The following is a 16,932-nucleotide window of genomic DNA, read 5'->3' on the forward strand; positions in this document are numbered from 1 at the left end:
GAGGCGGCGGGTTCGCGCCTGCCTGGGACCCTCAGGCGCCGGCGGCGATGAGCATGAAGTCCGTCCCGAAGGCGACCACGAGGCCGATCAGGAGCGCCACGTTCGCCCAGCCAGGCGCGGACAGCCGGCGCGACACCGCGATCATCTCATTGAAAACGAAGATCAGGGCGCCCGCAGCGAGCCCGAGGAAGACGATCGACACGATCGGCGAGACGAACGAGTAGCCGAGGACCCCGCCGGCGAACGTGGGACCGCCGCCGATCAGACCGGTCAATGCGAGGAACGTCCAGGTCGGGCGCTCGCCCGAGGTGAGCGGCGCGGCGATCCCGAAGCCCTCGGTCGCGTTGTGGGCGGCGAAGCCCACGACGAGGAGGATCGCCAGCCCCGTGGCCCCGGTGGCGGCCGACTGGCCGATCGCGAGCCCCTCCGAGAAGTTGTGGAGGCCGAGACCGACGGCGGTCCCGAGAGCGATCTGGCGCGGGTCCGGCACGCCCGACCCGGCCGCCCGGAGCCGTCGAGTGACCCAGACGACCGAGAGGAGTCCGACCGAGACGCTGGCGGCGAGAGCGACGCCGTCGACGATGAACGTCGACGCCGGTCCCTCACCGACGCGCAGCGCCTTCAGGGCCGCCTCGACCGGCTCGACGGCCTGCGACAGGATGTCCCAGAGGAGGAAGAGGATGATCCCGGCGGCGGCAGTCGTCAGCGTGACCTGGGTGCGCACGGACAGGTTCCGCATCCGCCCTACGGGCAGTCCGAAGAAGATCGTCGCGCCGGCGAACGCGGCCAGCAGGACGGTCTGGGTGAAGGACATCGGGCTCGGCTCCTTGACTCGCTCGGCAGATGGGATGTCGGGGATCGTATCGGGGCTGCCGAAGCAGGTCAAGCGCGCTTGTAGTTGTAACGCAAGGCACCTTGTCGGTGACGGCGCAGCTGAACCGAGAGCGGAGCCGCCTCGACTCGACGCCGGGTGGCTCAGGGCCCCGGGACCCGTATGGGTACCTCGAGTGGTACGGAAGGTCCGCTTGTCATGCGTCCGTGCAGCGCCTACGGTCCGTCCCCGTTCGCCGCCGCACCTCGAGGTCCGCCGCAAGTCTCGTGAAGCGCCTGTCCATCGCTGCTGCCTGGCGTCCCGGGCTCCGGGCGCTCGTGCTCTCCGTCTCCGCAGTGCTCATCGCCGGCACCGCCCTCGCCGTCTCACTGAGCGTATCTGACCACCTCGCCCAGGCCGCGGTCGGCGAGTCGGTTCGGATCACCGAGGCCGTCGTCCGGGGCTACGTCGATCCATCCGTCCCGGCGGGCGGGTTCGCCAACCTCACGAGCGGCCAGGGCGCCGCGATCGACGCCGAGCTGAGCCGACTCGTCTCGGCAGGAAATATCCTGCGGATCAAGGTCTGGACGCCCAACGGTACGGTGGTCCTTTCCGACCTGCCCGCCCTGCGTGGCCGCCAGTTCCCCGTCGGGGCGGACCTCGGCCAGGCGCTCCAGGGCAACGTCGCGACCGATTTCTCGAACGGAACGGACGCCGAGAACGTCTTCGAACGAGGACTCGCGGAACGCTTCCTGTCGATCTACCTGCCGATCCGGGCACCGGGTGGCAGCGCGGTCGTCGGCGCATACGAGATCTACCAGGACGCCGCTCCGATCGAGGCAGCCATCGCGACGACCCGAGGGGACGTCCTCGTCATCGTCGGGGCGATGGCGCTCGGCCTGCTGGCGCTCCTGTTCGCGGCATTCTCCGGCGCATCACGGCTGCTCACCCGTCAGAACCGTCGGCTGCGCGACCAGACGCTGACCGAACGGCTCCTGACGGCGGACGTCCGTCGCAGCCAGGAGCGCTTCCGATCGCTCGTCCAGAACTCCGCCGACGTCAACATGGTCCTGCGGGCGGACGGAACGATCGACTATGAGAGCCCGGCCGTCGAGCGCGTCCTCGGCTACCGAGTCGAAGACCGGGTCGGTCGATCGTTTCTGGAGATCGTTCATCCCGACGACCGCGACTGGGGAGAGCAGCTGCTCGCCGATGTCGTGCGCTCACCGGGCGCTCAGCTGTCGGGCGAATTCCGGGCCCGCCACGCCGACGGATCCTGGCGCTCGATCGAGGCGGTGGCCAAGAACCTGCTCGACGACCCCGCGGTCGGGGGCGTCGTCGTCAACTACCGCGACATCACCATGCGAAAAGCCCTCGAGGACGAGCTCAGGCACCAGGCGTTCCACGATTCCCTGACCGGGTTGGCGAACCGGGCCCTCTTCGCTGACCGCCTCGACCATGCCCTCGCGCGAACGCGGCGGGACCGTCACCGGCTGGCCGTGCTGTTCGTCGACCTCGACGACTTCAAGAACGTCAACGACAGCCTCGGGCATGGCGAGGGCGACCAGCTGCTCGTGGCGGTGGCCGAGAGGTTGCGCGGCGGTCTGCGAGCAGGCGACACGATCGCACGGATGGGCGGAGACGAGTTCGCCGTCCTGGTCGAGGATCCGGCCGATGCGAACACGCCGGTCGACGTTGCCCAGCGACTGCTGACCGCGCTGCAGGCGCCATTCGAGCGCGGGGGCAAGGAATTGTTCGTCCATGCAAGCGTCGGCGTGGCGATCTCGACGTCCACCAAACAGACCGCCGACGAACTGCTGCGCAACGCGGACGTCTCGATGTACATGGCGAAGAGCAACGGCAAGAACAGAATCGAAGTCTTCGAGCCGCGTATGCATACTGCGGCCCTCGCTCGCCTCGCCCTCAAGGGAGACCTCGAGCGGGCCCTGGAGCGCGATGAGTTCTTCCTCCTCTACCAGCCGGTCATGGACCTCGGGACCCGGGACATGGTCGGGGTCGAGGCACTGCTGCGCTGGCATCATCCCGAACGCGGGGTCGTGGGTCCGACTGAATTCATTCCCCTCGCCGAGGAGACGGGCCTCATCATCCCGCTCGGACGCTGGGTGCTCGAGCAAGCCTGCCGCCAGGCGCAGTTGTGGGACGATGTGCCGGCCGCGACATCGCTGACGATGAACGTGAACGTGTCAGGACGTCAGGTCGCCGAGCACGGCTTCGTCGAGGAGGTGGCCCAGGTACTCGCGATCACTGGCCTCGATCCGGGTCGTCTGGTCCTCGAGTTCACCGAAGGCGTCCTCATGCAGGACACGGCGGCGACCAGGGTGAAGCTCAACGAGCTCAAGCAGCTCGGCGTTCGCCTCGCCATCGACGACTTCGGGACAGGCTATTCGTCCCTGAGCTACCTTCGCCTGTTCCCGATCGACGTGCTCAAGATCGACCGCTCGTTCGTGACGAGCATGTCCGTTGGCCCTGATCAGCGGGCGCTCGTGCGCTCGATCCTCAAGCTCAGCGAGACGCTCCACCTCGAAACCGTCGCCGAAGGCATCGAGGAGGCCGACCAGCTGGCCGACCTGGAGACCCTCGGCGCGGACCTCGGGCAGGGCTTCTTCTTCGCGGAGCCGATCAGTCCAGAGGCGATCTCCACCGTGCTCGCGACCCGGGGCGGCCACATCGATGGGGCTTCGGTCGCGCGCAACGTGGCGTGATCTTGGATCCCTGGCCCGAACCGCGATGGCGCCGCCGGTCGGCTCGCGGATCGCCGCCACGCCCTGCCGCGTTCATCCGACGACCTGCCCAGATGGGAGGATCTCCTCGGGCGGCCGAGTCGCGCGGAACAGGCGGAAGAGCAGCAGGTCGTAGGCGATCTTCAGCCCGCCGCCGATGAAGAACGGCAGGCTCGACAGTTCGGCGATCCCGATGAGCGGAGTCGCCAGGAGGGGCGCCGGCGCCGCGGCGACGCTCCGCATGACACCCGTGACGCCGACTGCTGCCGATCGCTCGTTCGGATCGACCACCGCGACGACGTACGACTGGCGGGCCGGCACGTCCATCTGGCTGAGGCTGAACCGCGCCAGCAGCACGAGCGCCGCCAGGGGGAGCGTCGGCATGAGCGGCATGACGATGAGGAGCACGTTCGCCGGCAGATGGGTGAAGACCATCGTCCGGATGAGCCCGATCCGGGCGGCCAGGCGGGCCGCCACGAGGGCCGACAGGCCGGCGAGGACATTCGCGACGAAGAAGATCGCGCCGAGCAGCTCCGGCGGGGCGCCGTAGCGCAGGGTGAACCAGTAGGCGACGAGGCTCTGGCTCACGAAGCCCCCGCCGAACGCGTCGATCCCGATGAGGCCCGACAGACGGAACACGGTGCGGCGGGACCGATGGAGGCCGAGCCGCGCGCCGATCGTGGGTGCACCGGAGGCGACGACCTCGATCGCCGGCGACAGCAGTCCGAAGACGAGCGCGAGCGCGAGCCCCACGGCGGCGTAGCCACCGACGACGGCCCGATAGCTGTCGAGCCTCGACACGCCGAGGTCCTGCAGCCCCGCGACGAGCAGGCCGGCCGCCAGCGAACCCGTGGCAGCGGCGAACGAGCCCGCAAGGCTGTACCAGCCGAAGATCCGGGTTCGTTCGTGGTCGGGCAGGATGTGGCTGAGCGACGCCTGTTCGACGGCCTGGAAGGGCCCCACCTCGCCGCCCGTCACGCTGATGACGCCGATCGTCGCGGCGAGCACGAGGACGAGGAACTCGTTCGACACGATGAACACGAGGCCGGCGATCGCCATGAGCCATGCGCCGATGCCGAGGACGCGGCGCCGACCGATCGCATCCGCTCGCGTGGTGAGCCACAGGCTGAGCGCAGCGTCCCCGACCAGGGTCAGCGTGAGGATCAGCCCGATGCGAAGGTCGTCGAGCCCGAGTGCGGCGAGGTACAGGACGAGGACCACGGACAGGAAGCCGTACCCGAACATCCGACACACCCGGGTCGCAAAGAGCAGGCGTCCATCGCGGCTCAGGACGGCGAGCGGCCGTCGAGTCATCGGGCGGTGTCGGCCACCTGCCGTTTCGCCCAGGCGAACAGTGCGTCGTAGACCGGCAGCTCGAGCTCGAGTTGCCGCTGGTCGTCAAGGCCGAGGAGCGCGAAGCCGTCGGCGATCGCCTCGAGACCCGCGGACTGCGGGGTGGCATCCGCATCCTGGGCGACATCCGCGCCGTGGACGATCCGCGCGAGCAGCGCGACGGCCGGGTCGTCGAGCCGGTATGCCTCGACGAGCGTCTCGAAGGAGCACTTTCCGTCGCGGTGGGTGTATCTGGCGCCGGGCGCATCGAAGCTCGTCGCCCCCTCGCGCTCCGCATAGGCGAGGACTTCGTCCGGCGGGAGATAGACGATCTCCGCGTCGGGGTCGATGAACCTGCGGATCAGCCACGGGCAGGCGATCCGATCGGTCTTCGGGTGCTCGCGGGTGACCCATCTCATGGCACGGTTCCTCCCTCAGGCCGGTTCGCGGCCGAGCACCTGGGCGCGTTGCTTGAACGCGTACAACCCGTCGAACAACGGACCACTGACCTCGAGCAACCGCTCGTCGTCGAGGGTCATCGAGAGGCCCCGGATGAGCACGTCGAGCCCGGCGGCCTCCGGTGCGTCATAGCGCTCGTCGCCGAGATCCGCGTCGTGGATCGCGTGGCCGATCTCGACGAGTGCCGGATCGGTGAGGGAGTAGTGGCGGAGGAACGTCTCGAAGCTGCAACCGCCCTCGTGGTGGGACAGCGCCGCTCCGCGCATGTCGAAGGGAGTGGCGTCGGTCGGCACCTCGTCGGGGTCGTCCACGAAGAGGAAGTCGGCCGCCGGATCGACGAATCGCCGGATGAGCCAGGCGCACGCGGCCCGATCCACCTGGCAACCGCGCCGCGTCGCCCACCTCACGAGGCCACCTCGATCGCGGCCCCGAGCGCCTCGACCGCTGCCCGGGCCCGGTTCGCCCGGTCCGTCGGGAAGTAGTCGCGAGAGGCGATCCGGCGGAGCTCCCGGCGGAGTCGGGCGAGGGTCCGGCGCCGGGTCGCGGCCGTCCCGACCGGGGCGATCGCCTCGGCGATGACGGCGTCGTACTCCGCTCGCACCGCCTCGACCATCTGCCGGGCGAGCGAGCGCTCGTGCGCCGTCGAGCCGGGCTCGGCGAGCCAGATGGTCGCTTCGCCATGATTCTCGACGATCTCCTCGGCGAGCCATTCGAGCTGCTCGCGGGTGCGGGCGTCGAGCGGTAGCGCGACCACGCCGTCCGCGACCTGGGCCACCCCGAGACGGCGGAGATGGCGCCACAGGGTGATCCGGGGCGTCGAGGGCTCGCGCGGCAGCCGGTAGGCCAGGAGGACCCAGCGCGTTCGGCGATCCACGGGCGTAGTCTAGCCGGAATCGAGCAACCGTGGTTACACGTGCGGAGCCGCTCGTGGTCGTGGCGGCGGGGATGGCCGGTCTGCTCATCCGGGGCGTCTGAGTCGTGCGATCGGATCCTCGTGCGGCCGTTGGAAGTACCGCCCGCGAAGCGACATTCGGGGGATGACTCGGGATCGTGCCGAGGCGCCATCGTGGGTGACCACAAGCGGAGGCCACATCGGTGCGCGCAGACCTGATCCGTGAGATCGACCGCGAGCGTGCCACGCGCGGAGAGCCGTCGAGGTCCCGCCGGTGATCGAGATCGTCGGACGGACGCTCCGACTCGTGTTCGGGGCGCGACCGTCGGCGCCCGTGCCCGAGGAACCGGTCGAGCCCACCGCGGCAGCGCCGATCCAGCCGGAGATCGAGTTTTCCGCCTACACGGAAGACTGTCGCCTCTTCGGCCACCTTCGGCTCGATGGCGAACGGCTCACGGACATGCTCAATGCGCTCGACGAGCTCGTCCTCGTCGGGGTCATGGTGGAGAGCCTGACGGACGATGTGACATTCGAGGTCGCCGAGCTGGCCATCTCCCGCGACGAACTTCTTGTGGTCGAGGCGAGCGGGCCGCGTGGCAACCCGAACCGCCGGGTGCGCGCTCGGCCATTCCCGATCGGCGTGCAGCTCGGGCCGTACCTCACCCGAGGGTATGTTCACGTCACCCCCGGCGCGGATCCGCTCCTCGCCATCCGCCGCAAGCGGCTGATGGTTCCGCTCACCGAGGCGACCATCGAATATCAGACCGGCGGGACCCGCGTCCAGCGACGGAGCTCGACGCTCATCTTCAACCGTGAGCTGGCCGACTGGATCCTGCCCACCGTCGACGAGGCGATCGAATTCCCGGATATTCCGATCTCAGCCGACTCGGGCGTGTTCGGGAAAGACTTCACCGGGCAGATTCTCCTCGAGCCCTGGACACCGGCCCGGGCCGGCTAGCCTGATCGCGCCGGTGAAGCAGCCGTCGGCATCGCTGTCCGCCCTTCGACGCCGTCGGGTGTCGACACGAAGCGACCGGACCGTCATCCTGACACGCACGATGCCCGGGACTGCGCCGCGCCCGGCGTCCTCGTCGGGGCCGGACGCGCAGACCATGAACGCGACCGAACGTGCGCTCCGCGCGAGCGAAGCGCGGTTCCGCGCCCTCTTCGAGCAGTCGGTCATCCCGATGACGACGCAGCGCGCCGGGGTGATCCTCGACGCCAACCGGGCCACGCTCGTCCTCCTCCGCTGCGACGATCCGGCGCTCCTGATCGGGCATCGCGGCATCGAGCGGGTCGCCCCCCATGCCCTTCCGGCCCTCCTTGAGCAGGCGAGCGACGACCCGGCCGGTCTCCTTCCTGCGGCCTACGAGACGATCGGGCTGCGCTTCGACGGCAGCGAGTTCCCCGTTTTCGTCCGGCGAACGCCGATCGATCTCCCCGACGGCCCGGCCGCGATGGGCTACTACACCGACCTCACGGAACAGAAGGTCGTCGAGCTGGAACGGGCGCGCCTGGTCTCGGCGATCGAGCAGACGGCCGACTCGATCTGGATGCAGGACCTGGACAACGTCGTCACGTACGTCAACGGGGCGTTCAGCCGCGCCTACGGCTATGCGCCGGGCGAGATCGTCGGTCGTTATGCGGGCATCGTCGACAGCGGCCGCTATGAGCCCGCATTCTTCCTGGAGCTCTGGGCGTCGGTGGCCTCTGGCAAGACCTGGACGGGCTCGATCGTCAACCGCCGCAAGGACGGCACGCTCTTCGAGGTCGAGGCCGTCATCTCCGGGATCCGCGACGCTGCCGGGCAACTCATCGGCTACATGCAGACCGACCGGGACGTCACCCGGGAGCGCGCTCTGGAGAGTGCCCTCGAGCGCGAGGCTCGCGAACGTCAGTCGATCGAATCCGCTCTCGCCCGGATCGATCCGGCGGCGACACCCGAGGAGATCGCCTCCGCAGCCTGCGCCGAGATCGTCGGGCTCTCCGACGTGGACTCGGCCTTCGTCGTGATCCTCGCACCGGATCACGCCACGATCCTGGCCGTGGAAGGGCGCCTCCTGGAGGTGATCGGCCTGGAGACGTCACTGCCGCGAGCTCGGGTCCTCTACCTGCGGGATCGGGCCCGGAGCGGGCCGTGGGTCGAACGCTGGCGGCCCCGTCCGGAGGATGGCGCGTACGGCACCCGGCTCACCGAATCGGGTGTCCACAGCTTCGCCTATGCTCCATTTCGGGGCGACGACAGCGCGATCGGGATCATCGGCGTCGCGGTCAACGAATCCGCGCGCGCCGAGCGGATCGTCGAGCGCCTGCCGTCCCTCGCGACGTTCGGCTCGATCGTCGGCGCCCTCATCGGACCCAGGATCGGCGCGCGGCATCACGCAGCCGCGGAGCGGGCGATCCTCAAGGCCGTCATCGACGCATCCGCATTCCGCCCGTTCTTCCAGCCGGTCGTGGACCTGCGCGACGGTTCGGTCGTCGGTCATGAGGCGCTGACCCGGTTCGCCGACGATCGGCCGCCGAACGTGGTGTTTGCGGACGCGGCGCGGGCCGGTGTCGGCATCGAGCTCGAGACGGCATGCCTCCGGGCATCGATCGACGGGAGCGAGGGGCTGCCGGCGGACACGTATCTCAGCCTCAACGCGTCACCCGAACTCGTCCTCTCGGGCAGCCTCCGCTGGCTCCTGAGCTCCGTCGCTCGACCGATCGTCCTCGAGATCACCGAGCACGTCGCGATCGACGACTACGAGGGACTGCGGCACGAACTCGGGAGCCTCGGGCCCACCGTCCGCCTCGCCGTCGACGACGCCGGTGCCGGGTACGCGAGCTTCCGCCACATCCTCGAGCTCTCGCCGGACTTCGTGAAGATCGACATCGGCCTCGTCCGGAATCTCGACGCGGAGCCGGCCCGCCAGGCGCTCATCGCGGGCATGGGCCATTTCGCGGGGAAGCGCGACCTGCATCTCATCGCCGAGGGGATCGAGACCCGCAAGGAGCTCGATGCGCTCCGGGCGCTCGCGGTGCCATATGGGCAGGGGTATCTGCTCGGTCGACCGCGGGATGGCGCGGCGTCCGGATCGTGGCCGGACCGCGTCGATCTGCCGGCGTTCCCGCGGCCATGACCGTCACCGCGCGCCGGGGACGTAGCATCTGAGGAGGGGTCCCGCGAGACGTGCCAGCCGACTGTTCGGAAGCCACCGCAACGCGAGCCGGAGGGCCGCATAGACGGCGACCGTGGCGACCGGCAGGCCCACGACCGGGACCGACAGCCCGATCGCGAGGAGCGGGTTCATGATCGGGATCGCCGCCGCGCCGGCATACCAGCCGTTGATCGGGACCGCGACGATCGTCGCCAGCCAGCCAGCCTCGCGAAGGTCGACGGTCGCCAGCGCGAGGACGGAGGCCACGCCGACGGCGAGGGCAACTGGGGAGCCGCCGGTCGAGCCGCCGCGGGATTCGAGCGCGTAGCGGGCGAGGATCGTCGGGAGGTCGTCGAGGAACGTTCCGAGCGGGAGGATCACGACGAGCGCGAGCGCGAGGAGGATCGTCAGCGCCACCGCGCGCCAGCGTCGCTCACCGAGGAGGATGTAGCCCGCCTGCGGCCGGAGCATGAGCCCGAGCGGGGCGGCGCCGGCGACGATGAGGGCGAGGGTCACGATGGCCGGGTTCCCATTCAGGGTTCCCTGGATGAGCGGCGGGAACGCGAGCCATGCCCACGAGAGTCCGGCGCGGCGGACGAGGTACGCGGACGCGACGACGTCGAGGCCGATCCACAGCGCGGCGAACCACGCCGGCGAGAGGATCGTGAACGGCGCGATGAAGGGCAGTGCCCACGGCAGGGCGGCGTAGTGCAGGGTGTGGAACGAGGCGCTCCATGGATTGGTCCCGTTCAGCCATGCCACCGTCCCGCTGTAGTAGACGTGGGCATCGATGCCGAGCGCGGACGCGTGATACAGGAAGGATCGGCTGGCAAGATAGATCGCCCCGCCGACGATGAACGGCACCGGCAGCCATCGAGCGAGCTGAGACCACACCGGCCATCTCGTCACGGCGCGGTGGCCGCCGCACCATTCACGGGAACGTCGTCCGCAGCGACGCGACCCGCTCGCGGAGCGTCGGCTGGGGGCCGGGCCGGGCAGGGACGTGCCATGGCGCGAGCGCGGCGAGGAGGAACACGAAGTTTCCGGTGAGGACGACCGGCGAGCTGTAGATGATGACGAGGATCGCCGCGAGGAAGGAGACCCGAGGGCGGTCCCGGGTGAGCGCGACGACCACGAAGCCGACGACGACCGCGACCATCGTCCCGGGCTCCGCCGCGTGGACGTTGACGTGGAACCACGTGTGGAGCATCCCCGGGATGCTCAGCGGCGTCGGCGACACGCCGGCCCCGAGGGCGAACCGGATGAACGCGAGATTCGCGTCCAGCCCGGCGCCGACGAGCCCGACGAGGCCGAGGACGACGCCTGTTGCGATGAACGCCTCGACGGCCCGCCAGTCGCGCCGGACGACGAGCCACCAGCCGAGCGCGAGCGGGCCGAGCTTGAGGACGGTGGCGAGGGCGGCGGCCGCACCCGCCAGGCGCGACCGGCCCTGGCTGGCGGCCCACCACACGACGACCGCGAGCGCCGTGATGATGCCGTTGAGGTTCCCTGACAGCGCCGCGATCGAGAGCGGCGACTGGAAGCCGGGCATCTGGTACGGGATCCGGAGGACCAGCGCGACCGGCCAGCCGAGAGCGAGGACGATGACGAGGCCGGCGAGCGTGATCCGGTCGCCGGCGGCCGCGAACCAGATGGCGAGCCCGATGACGACCGCGAGGCACGCCGCCCACCAGGCGGTCATCGATCCCTCGCCGAGGGCGGCGAGTGGCCGCCAGATGACGGCGATGAGGGGCGGCGAGAGGAGCGGTGCCGGGAAGAGACCCGGATAGCCCGGGACCGGGCGATCGCCGAAGCGCAGCGGACCGTACAGGTCATGGCCGGCGTTGAGCCGCTGGCCCGCGGCGAAGTAGTTCGACGGATCGCTCCCGATGATCGTCGGGTGGAGAAGGTTGGGCAGGTGGATCGTCCCCGTCACCCACAGCTCGCCGAAGATGGCGGCGATGATGGCGAGGCGGACGAGCACGATCGCTCCCGATGCCGCGCCACCCGGGCGCCAACCGTCAGACACCATCCGGCCGGTCGCGCCACGTGCCGTCGGGGTCCTCGGCCGCGGTCCGGAACATCCCGTGGAACAGTGAGACATCCTCCGATGCCGGGTCCCACACCCGGCCGTGCCGGGCACCCGCCGCGGCGGCGACACGATAGCGAAGGTCGGGCCGATGCGTCGACCACGAAGCGCGGGGCGAAGGCCGGTGAAGGAACCATGGCCGAAACCTCATCGACGCGGCATCGTCTTTCAGGTTCCCCTCAGCGAAGCTCCGGACACTGGGGGTGCACAACCCACGGCGATGCGAGGCTGTTCACCCATGACCCCCGTTCCGCGACTCACCCATCGGGTGGCGGTCCCGCGGACGTGGCCCATCCGGGCCGTCGACCTTGCCGCCCTCGTCCTCGGCAACGGCGCTGTCATCGTCGCGATGTGGGTCCGCCACGGCGGACTCGCCGAGCTGGGGAGCGTGGCCGGGGCCATCACCGCCGCCGGAGAGATCGCCGCGCTCATCGGTACCTACGCCGTCCTCCTCGGGCTCGTCCTCATGTCCCGCTCACCGTGGCTCGATCAGGTCTTCGGTCCGGATCGACTCGCGGCCATCCATCGATGGCTCGGCTTCGCCGCCGTCTGGCTCATCGCCGCCCACGGACTGCTCACGACCGTGGGCTGGGGCATGGCTGACGGTCGATCCGTCGTCGATGAGGCGTGGACGCTCCTCACGACGTACCCGTACATCCTCATGACGACCGTGGGGATGGGGTTGTTCATCGCCGTTGCCGTCGCATCCATGCGGGCCGCCCGGCAGCATCTCTCGTACGAGACCTGGCACGGGATCCACCTCTATGCCTACCTTGCGATCGCCCTGACGTTCGCCCACGAGATCGTGCTCGGGACGGACTTCGCCACCGATCCGGTCGCCCGCATCTACTGGTCGGTGCTCTATGCCGTCGTCATCGGGCTCATCGTCATGTTCCGGTTCGGTGCGCCGGTCCGGCTGTCCCTCCGCCACCAACTCCGAGTCGCGAACGTCGTGCGGGAGGCGCCCGGCGTGGTTTCCGTGTACATGACCGGCCGCGACCTCCACGCTCTCGCCGTCCGCGCCGGGCAGTACTTCCAATGGCGATTCCTCGCCCGCGACGGCTGGTGGCGAGCCCATCCGTACTCGATCTCCGCCGCGCCGAATGGCGCCTGGCTCCGCGTGACCGCGAAGGATCTCGGCGACGACTCGCGGAGCCTTGCCGCACTGCCGATCGGGACGCGAGTGTTCATCGAAGGGCCGTACGGCACCCTCACCGGCGAACGTCGCGAGCGGCGACGCGTCCTCCTCATCGCCGGCGGCATCGGGATCACGCCACTCCGCGCCCTCCTCGAGGAGCTGCCGGCGGGGCCCGGCGACCTGACCCTCATCTACCGCACCCGGCGAGCGGAGGAGGTCGTCTTCCGCGAGGAGCTCGAGACACTCGGCCGGCTTCGCCATGTGCCGATCCACTACCTCGTCGGCCGGCGCGGAGTTGACCTGACCACGGACCCGCTGGCACCCTCGGCGATCCAGCGGCTCGTGCCGGATGTCGTCATGCGCGACGTCTATGTCTGCGGTCCGGATCCGATGATGGCGGCGACGGCCGGCTCCCTCCGCGCGCTCGGCGTGCCATCGGCGCGGATCCACAGCGAGCGATTCGGGTACTGAAGAGGTCCTGGAACCATGCCGATCCTCCCCCGACGGGCGCTCATCGCGATCGCGACGACGGCGGTCGCGCTCGCGCTTGTCCTGAGCTTCAGGACGCCCGACATGACGATCACCCGCTCGAGCGGCCTGGCGATCGTGGGCCCGGCGAGTCCCGCCCCGACGGCGGGAGGACAGACGGCGCCGAACCCCGCTCCGGCGGCAGGCGGCGCGGCGGCGGGAAGCGGCGGATCCGGCGGCGGGGCGTCCGGAACCGTGAGCTCGGCGCCGACCACCCCGGCACCGGCGGCTCCGGGTGCGGGGGCGACCGGGCAGTTCACGGGACCCGTCATCACGACTCGCTTCGGCGACACGGAGGTCCAGATGACGCTCGCCAAGGGCCGGATCACGGACGTCCAGGCGGTCGTCCTGCCGAGCGATGGACGTTCCGGCTTCATCTCGCAGACGGTCGCACCGATCCTCCAGAGTGAGGCGCTGCAGGCCCAGAGCGCCCAGATCGACATCGTGTCCGGCGCGACGTACACGAGCGATGCGTACGCCCAGTCGCTCCAGGGCGCGCTGGACCAGGCCCATGGCTGAGGCGGCGACTGCGACTGCGATCCGGCGCGTCGAACGGATCATGGGTACCGTGATCGGCATCCATGTCGTCTGGCCGGCGGTGCCGTCCAGCGTCGTCGAAGCAGCGTTCGCCGATCTCCGCGAGATCGACGAGCGGTTCAGCCCGTTCAACGCGGACAGCGAGGTGAGTCGGCTCATCCGGGGCGACATCGACGAGTCGGACGTGAGCCCAGAGCTCGCGGACCTGCTCGGACTCTGCGAGGACGTGCGCCGCCTCAGTAGCGGCTTCTTCGACGCTCGTCGTCATCGGATCGACGGCCGCCCGGATCCGACCGGCATCGTCAAGGGGTGGGCCGTGGAGCGAGCGGCCAGGCTGCTCGGATTCGCCGGCGCGGAGTCGTTCGCGATCAACGCCGGCGGGGATATCGCAGTCCGCGGTGAGCCCGCTCCTGGGCGACCATGGCGGGTGGGGATCCGCCATCCGCTCGAGGCGGACCGGGTCGCGCGAGTCCTCGCCGTCCGAGATGCCGCCGTCGCGACCTCCGGCACGTATGAGCGCGGCACGCACATCGTCGACCCCAGGACCGGACTGCCGTCACGCGGCCTGCTGAGCATGACGGTCGTCGGGCCGAGTCTCACTTACGCGGACGCGTTCGCCACGGCCGCATTCGCGATGGGCCCGGACGGTGTCGCGTGGGTGGCGCGTCAACCCGGGTATGGCGCGTTCGCGGTGACGGAGGATCGGCGGGCGGTCTGGACGCCGCTCGTGGATCGCCTGCTCGCCTGACGGATCAGGCAGCGGCGGGGCAGCCAGTCTCGTCGGGCAGCATCGGATGGGGGATGACGGTGTACGTCGCACCGCCCGAGGTCCAGCCGCTGATCTGGGTCGCGCGCTCGAGGAGCGGGCGGAGAGTGGCGAGATCGCCACCGCGGACGACGCCGCAACGTGTCCCGGCCAGTGTTCCTGGGGCAGGCTCGCCGAAGGCGGCGAGCGGCGTTGCGAGGGGCCAGGCGATCGAAGGCCGCGCCAGCCCGGCATCGCCGACCGAAGGCTCGCCAGGCGTCACGTACAGCCGGATCGCCGCGTAGGTGTACGGACCACCCTGTCCGTCGACGGCGGCGCCGACGGTAGCCGGCAGGTCGCTCGCAGCGGCCTGGAAGGCCCGCAGCTTCGCCCGCGCTGCGGCAGTCGCGGGATCGAGGTTCGTGTCCTCGGGCGCCTCGCCGAGCGCGTAGGCGGTGATCCGGTGCTGCACCCCGTCGGCGACGACGGTGAACGCCGTCGTCGCCGCGTCGGCGATGCCGGTCGCGTCGAACCGCGCGTCCGGACCGAGCAGGCCGTCCGTGGCGGCCAGGACGAGCAGCGTCTGAATACCGGCCTCGGAGATTCTCGTCACCTGGAGATTCGGGAGTGCCGGGCCCGGGTAGATCATCTCCACGGGGCCCTCCGTGATCACGGAGCCGTCGCCGTAGATCGAGATGGATGGATAACGATTCATGAGGACCTGCGGGGGAACGAAGCCGCCCTCGAGCTCGATCCGGATGACGAGGTCGGCAGCGCCGCGTCGATGCGCGATCGTCGGACCGTTGGATCCGCGGTCCGGCGAGGTCCCAGGGCCGATCGACGGCGAGCCGGGAGCGGGCGCCGGGCCGCCGGCGACGGAACACCCGGCAAGGAGTACGGCAACGATCGTGAGGGCGGCCGGCCAGCCGGCGGAGCGGTGGGCCGCATGAGACGGCGACGACCAGGACATGGACGAGGACCCCGTTGCTCACCGCGCATGGCGCGCGGCGTTCGCCCGGAGACGTTCCGCCAGGTCACGCGGTTCCGGCGACGTGCCGCGGTCGCGCGGCTCGTCAGCTCCGGTCAGGTCCGGTCAGCTCCCGTCGACGAGGAACTTCGCGATCCGGCTGCGTCGGTTCGGGGTGAGCGTCCGCTGGGCTGGCAGCGATCCCAGCCACGCGGGGATCTGGCCATCGGTGATCACGGCGCACGTGGGAGTCCGGCGAAGCGAGGCATCCGGGGCGATGAGCGCGGCGTGGACCTTGAGGACGAAGTCGCGGTCGTCAGACGCGAACCAGGCCCGAACGCGGTCCGCGTCGCGGCTCGCTCGATCGAGCGGGTTCTCGATCGGGACCCAGCCTCCGTCGCGGAGGCGAGCCTCCCAGCGTCCGTCGCGATGGCGGGTCACCTCGGATGGCGGGGCGGTCGCGAGGATGGCGAGGCCATGCGGCCCGAGCACGATGCGGGGGACGACCGTCCCGTCCGGGAGTCGGACGCGGTCGGTCACGGCGAAGTCATCGCCAAGGCGGGCGGCGAGACCGGTGCTCGATCGCGAGCCTCGACGAGCTGCGGAGCGATCGACGACGTCGCGCAGGCGCACTGCTCCTATGGCGACAAGGGTGAACGGGAGCAACACGGCGCCGAACCAGCCGGCGACACCGGCGATCGTCGGGATCGCCGTCTGACGGGCGGACAGCTCGATGGTCCCGAGGATGGGCGTGGCGAGGTCGAGCCAGCCAACGCCGACGCCGGCGACGAGCAGCAACCCACCGGACAGGGAACGGATCGCGGTCGCCGCTGCGGTGTCGGCGGAGATCCGCGGGTCGCGTCGGGGGGTGAGCGCGTGCACGACCGAAGGATGACGGACGCTCACGCGGAGCGGCACCCGGACTTCGGGCGGCGGGCGATGGGTCGATGGGCCCGGTGCGACGCGGCACCGCCCTGACCGACGGGGCCGGCCGGGATGACGCCCGTACCATTGTGACCGCGGGCGCCGCCAGCGATGCTCGCCTCGTCGCCGGGAGATCATGCCCGGCGCGGAGGCATCATCTGTGTCCATCGCGCACCGACCGGCTCGTGTTCCGCTCGCCCGCCTCTGGCGGTCCGTCGCGGCGGCGGCACTGCTGCTCGCGGCCCTGGTGGGGCCGACGCTCGGCGACGAAAGCCGGGCCGCCCTCTACGACGCGAGCGTCTCGCCGCGAACGGCGTCGCCTGGAGACCTGATCACCTTCGCGGTCACCTATCGGGTCGGGGAGACCAACGGGACGGGCAGCGTCCTCGTCGTCATCGATGGCACCGGGCAGGCGATGACGGCCGGAGCGTCGATGGGCCACGGCAGCGTGCGCTACACGTTCGCCACCGTCCTCGCGCCCGGCAGCCACACGATCGGCTTCCAGGTGGCCGCGGGCGGCGGGATCACCGCCGCCCTGGGTGCCGGCACCGTGACGGTGACGGACCCGACGCCGACCCCGACCCCAACGCCGACGCCCACGCCCACCCCGACGCCCACGCCCACCCCGA

17 protein-coding genes are annotated in these 16,932 nt (G+C 70.4%); 7 read left to right on the top strand and 10 right to left on the bottom strand.

Annotated elements, in window-relative coordinates:
• Positions 1–31 precede the first annotated feature (31 nt).
• Positions 32–814: a zinc permease gene (locus IVW53_13420; GenBank protein MBF6606568.1), complete on the bottom strand. Its 783-nt coding sequence runs from the start codon at positions 812–814 to the stop codon at positions 32–34.
• A gap of 284 nt (positions 815–1,098) precedes the next feature.
• On the opposite strand from IVW53_13420, the gene IVW53_13425 reads away from it, so the two are divergent.
• Entirely contained in the window at positions 1,099–3,534 is a 2,436-nt protein-coding gene (locus IVW53_13425; protein MBF6606569.1) for an EAL domain-containing protein, read from the top strand.
• Between the two features lie 72 nt (positions 3,535–3,606).
• Here the strand turns inward: IVW53_13425 and IVW53_13430 are convergent, their stop codons facing one another.
• From IVW53_13430 to IVW53_13445, 4 genes are read right to left on the bottom strand one after another with little or no spacing between them, the layout of a single operon-like run.
• Complete coding sequence (locus IVW53_13430; protein MBF6606570.1) at positions 3,607–4,866, bottom strand: MFS transporter; 1,260 nt, start codon at positions 4,864–4,866, stop codon at positions 3,607–3,609.
• Positions 4,863–5,303, bottom strand: a complete 441-nt coding sequence (locus tag IVW53_13435; GenBank protein ID MBF6606571.1) for a chromate resistance protein — start codon at positions 5,301–5,303, stop codon at positions 4,863–4,865. The genes IVW53_13430 and IVW53_13435 overlap by 4 nt, the downstream gene beginning before the upstream one ends.
• Before the next feature lie 15 nt (positions 5,304–5,318).
• Positions 5,319–5,750: a chromate resistance protein gene (locus IVW53_13440; GenBank protein MBF6606572.1), complete on the bottom strand. Its 432-nt coding sequence runs from the start codon at positions 5,748–5,750 to the stop codon at positions 5,319–5,321.
• Positions 5,747–6,217, bottom strand: coding sequence for a chromate resistance protein (locus IVW53_13445; protein ID MBF6606573.1), 471 nt, complete (start codon positions 6,215–6,217; stop codon positions 5,747–5,749). The genes IVW53_13440 and IVW53_13445 overlap by 4 nt, the downstream gene beginning before the upstream one ends.
• A 292-nt stretch (positions 6,218–6,509) precedes the next feature.
• Between IVW53_13445 and IVW53_13450 the strand changes: the two genes are divergently transcribed.
• Both IVW53_13450 and IVW53_13455 read left to right on the top strand, forming a co-directional pair.
• Entirely contained in the window at positions 6,510–7,193 is a 684-nt protein-coding gene (locus IVW53_13450; protein MBF6606574.1) for a hypothetical protein, read from the top strand.
• Positions 7,194–7,347: 154 nt separating this feature from the next.
• Positions 7,348–9,357 (top strand): EAL domain-containing protein, encoded by a 2,010-nt coding sequence (locus tag IVW53_13455; protein ID MBF6606575.1) that lies wholly within the window; start codon positions 7,348–7,350, stop codon positions 9,355–9,357.
• Positions 9,358–9,360: 3 nt separating this feature from the next.
• Here the strand turns inward: IVW53_13455 and IVW53_13460 are convergent, their stop codons facing one another.
• The 3 genes from IVW53_13460 to IVW53_13470 are packed head-to-tail and all read right to left on the bottom strand — an operon-like array spanning position 9,361 to position 11,615.
• A complete protein-coding gene (locus tag IVW53_13460; GenBank protein MBF6606576.1) occupies positions 9,361–10,269 on the bottom strand; it encodes a hypothetical protein in 909 nt (302 codons plus the stop codon).
• Between the two features lie 37 nt (positions 10,270–10,306).
• Entirely contained in the window at positions 10,307–11,407 is a 1,101-nt protein-coding gene (locus IVW53_13465) for a DUF2029 domain-containing protein (protein MBF6606577.1), read from the bottom strand.
• Positions 11,397–11,615 (bottom strand): hypothetical protein, encoded by a 219-nt coding sequence (locus tag IVW53_13470; GenBank protein MBF6606578.1) that lies wholly within the window; start codon positions 11,613–11,615, stop codon positions 11,397–11,399. The genes IVW53_13465 and IVW53_13470 overlap by 11 nt, the downstream gene beginning before the upstream one ends.
• Positions 11,616–11,702: 87 nt before the next feature.
• Here IVW53_13470 and IVW53_13475 point away from each other — a divergent pair, with 87 nt between their 5' ends.
• Genes IVW53_13475 through IVW53_13485 form a run of 3 tightly spaced genes read left to right on the top strand, consistent with a single transcriptional unit; the run spans position 11,703 to position 14,415 of the window.
• Positions 11,703–13,073 carry a ferredoxin reductase family protein gene (locus IVW53_13475; protein ID MBF6606579.1) on the top strand — a complete coding sequence of 457 codons (1,371 nt, stop codon included), beginning with the start codon at positions 11,703–11,705 and terminating at the stop codon, positions 13,071–13,073.
• A 15-nt stretch (positions 13,074–13,088) separates the two neighbouring features.
• Positions 13,089–13,649 carry an FMN-binding protein gene (locus IVW53_13480; protein ID MBF6606580.1) on the top strand — a complete coding sequence of 187 codons (561 nt, stop codon included), beginning with the start codon at positions 13,089–13,091 and terminating at the stop codon, positions 13,647–13,649.
• Between the two features lie 19 nt (positions 13,650–13,668).
• On the top strand, positions 13,669–14,415 hold the full coding sequence (locus tag IVW53_13485; protein MBF6606581.1) for an FAD:protein FMN transferase: 747 nt from the start codon (positions 13,669–13,671) through the stop codon (positions 14,413–14,415).
• Positions 14,416–14,419: 4 nt separating this feature from the next.
• Here the strand turns inward: IVW53_13485 and IVW53_13490 are convergent, their stop codons facing one another.
• Both IVW53_13490 and IVW53_13495 read right to left on the bottom strand, forming a co-directional pair.
• Positions 14,420–15,382, bottom strand: coding sequence for a hypothetical protein (locus IVW53_13490; GenBank protein ID MBF6606582.1), 963 nt, complete (start codon positions 15,380–15,382; stop codon positions 14,420–14,422).
• A 123-nt stretch (positions 15,383–15,505) separates the two neighbouring features.
• Positions 15,506–16,261 (bottom strand): hypothetical protein, encoded by a 756-nt coding sequence (locus IVW53_13495; protein MBF6606583.1) that lies wholly within the window; start codon positions 16,259–16,261, stop codon positions 15,506–15,508.
• A 202-nt stretch (positions 16,262–16,463) separates the two neighbouring features.
• On the opposite strand from IVW53_13495, the gene IVW53_13500 reads away from it, so the two are divergent.
• A partial coding sequence (locus IVW53_13500) for a hypothetical protein (GenBank protein ID MBF6606584.1) occupies positions 16,464–16,932 on the top strand: 469 nt, incomplete at its 3' end.

The organism is Chloroflexota bacterium, assembly GCA_015478725.1.
Taxonomy (GTDB): domain Bacteria; phylum Chloroflexota; class Limnocylindria; order Limnocylindrales; family CSP1-4; genus C-114.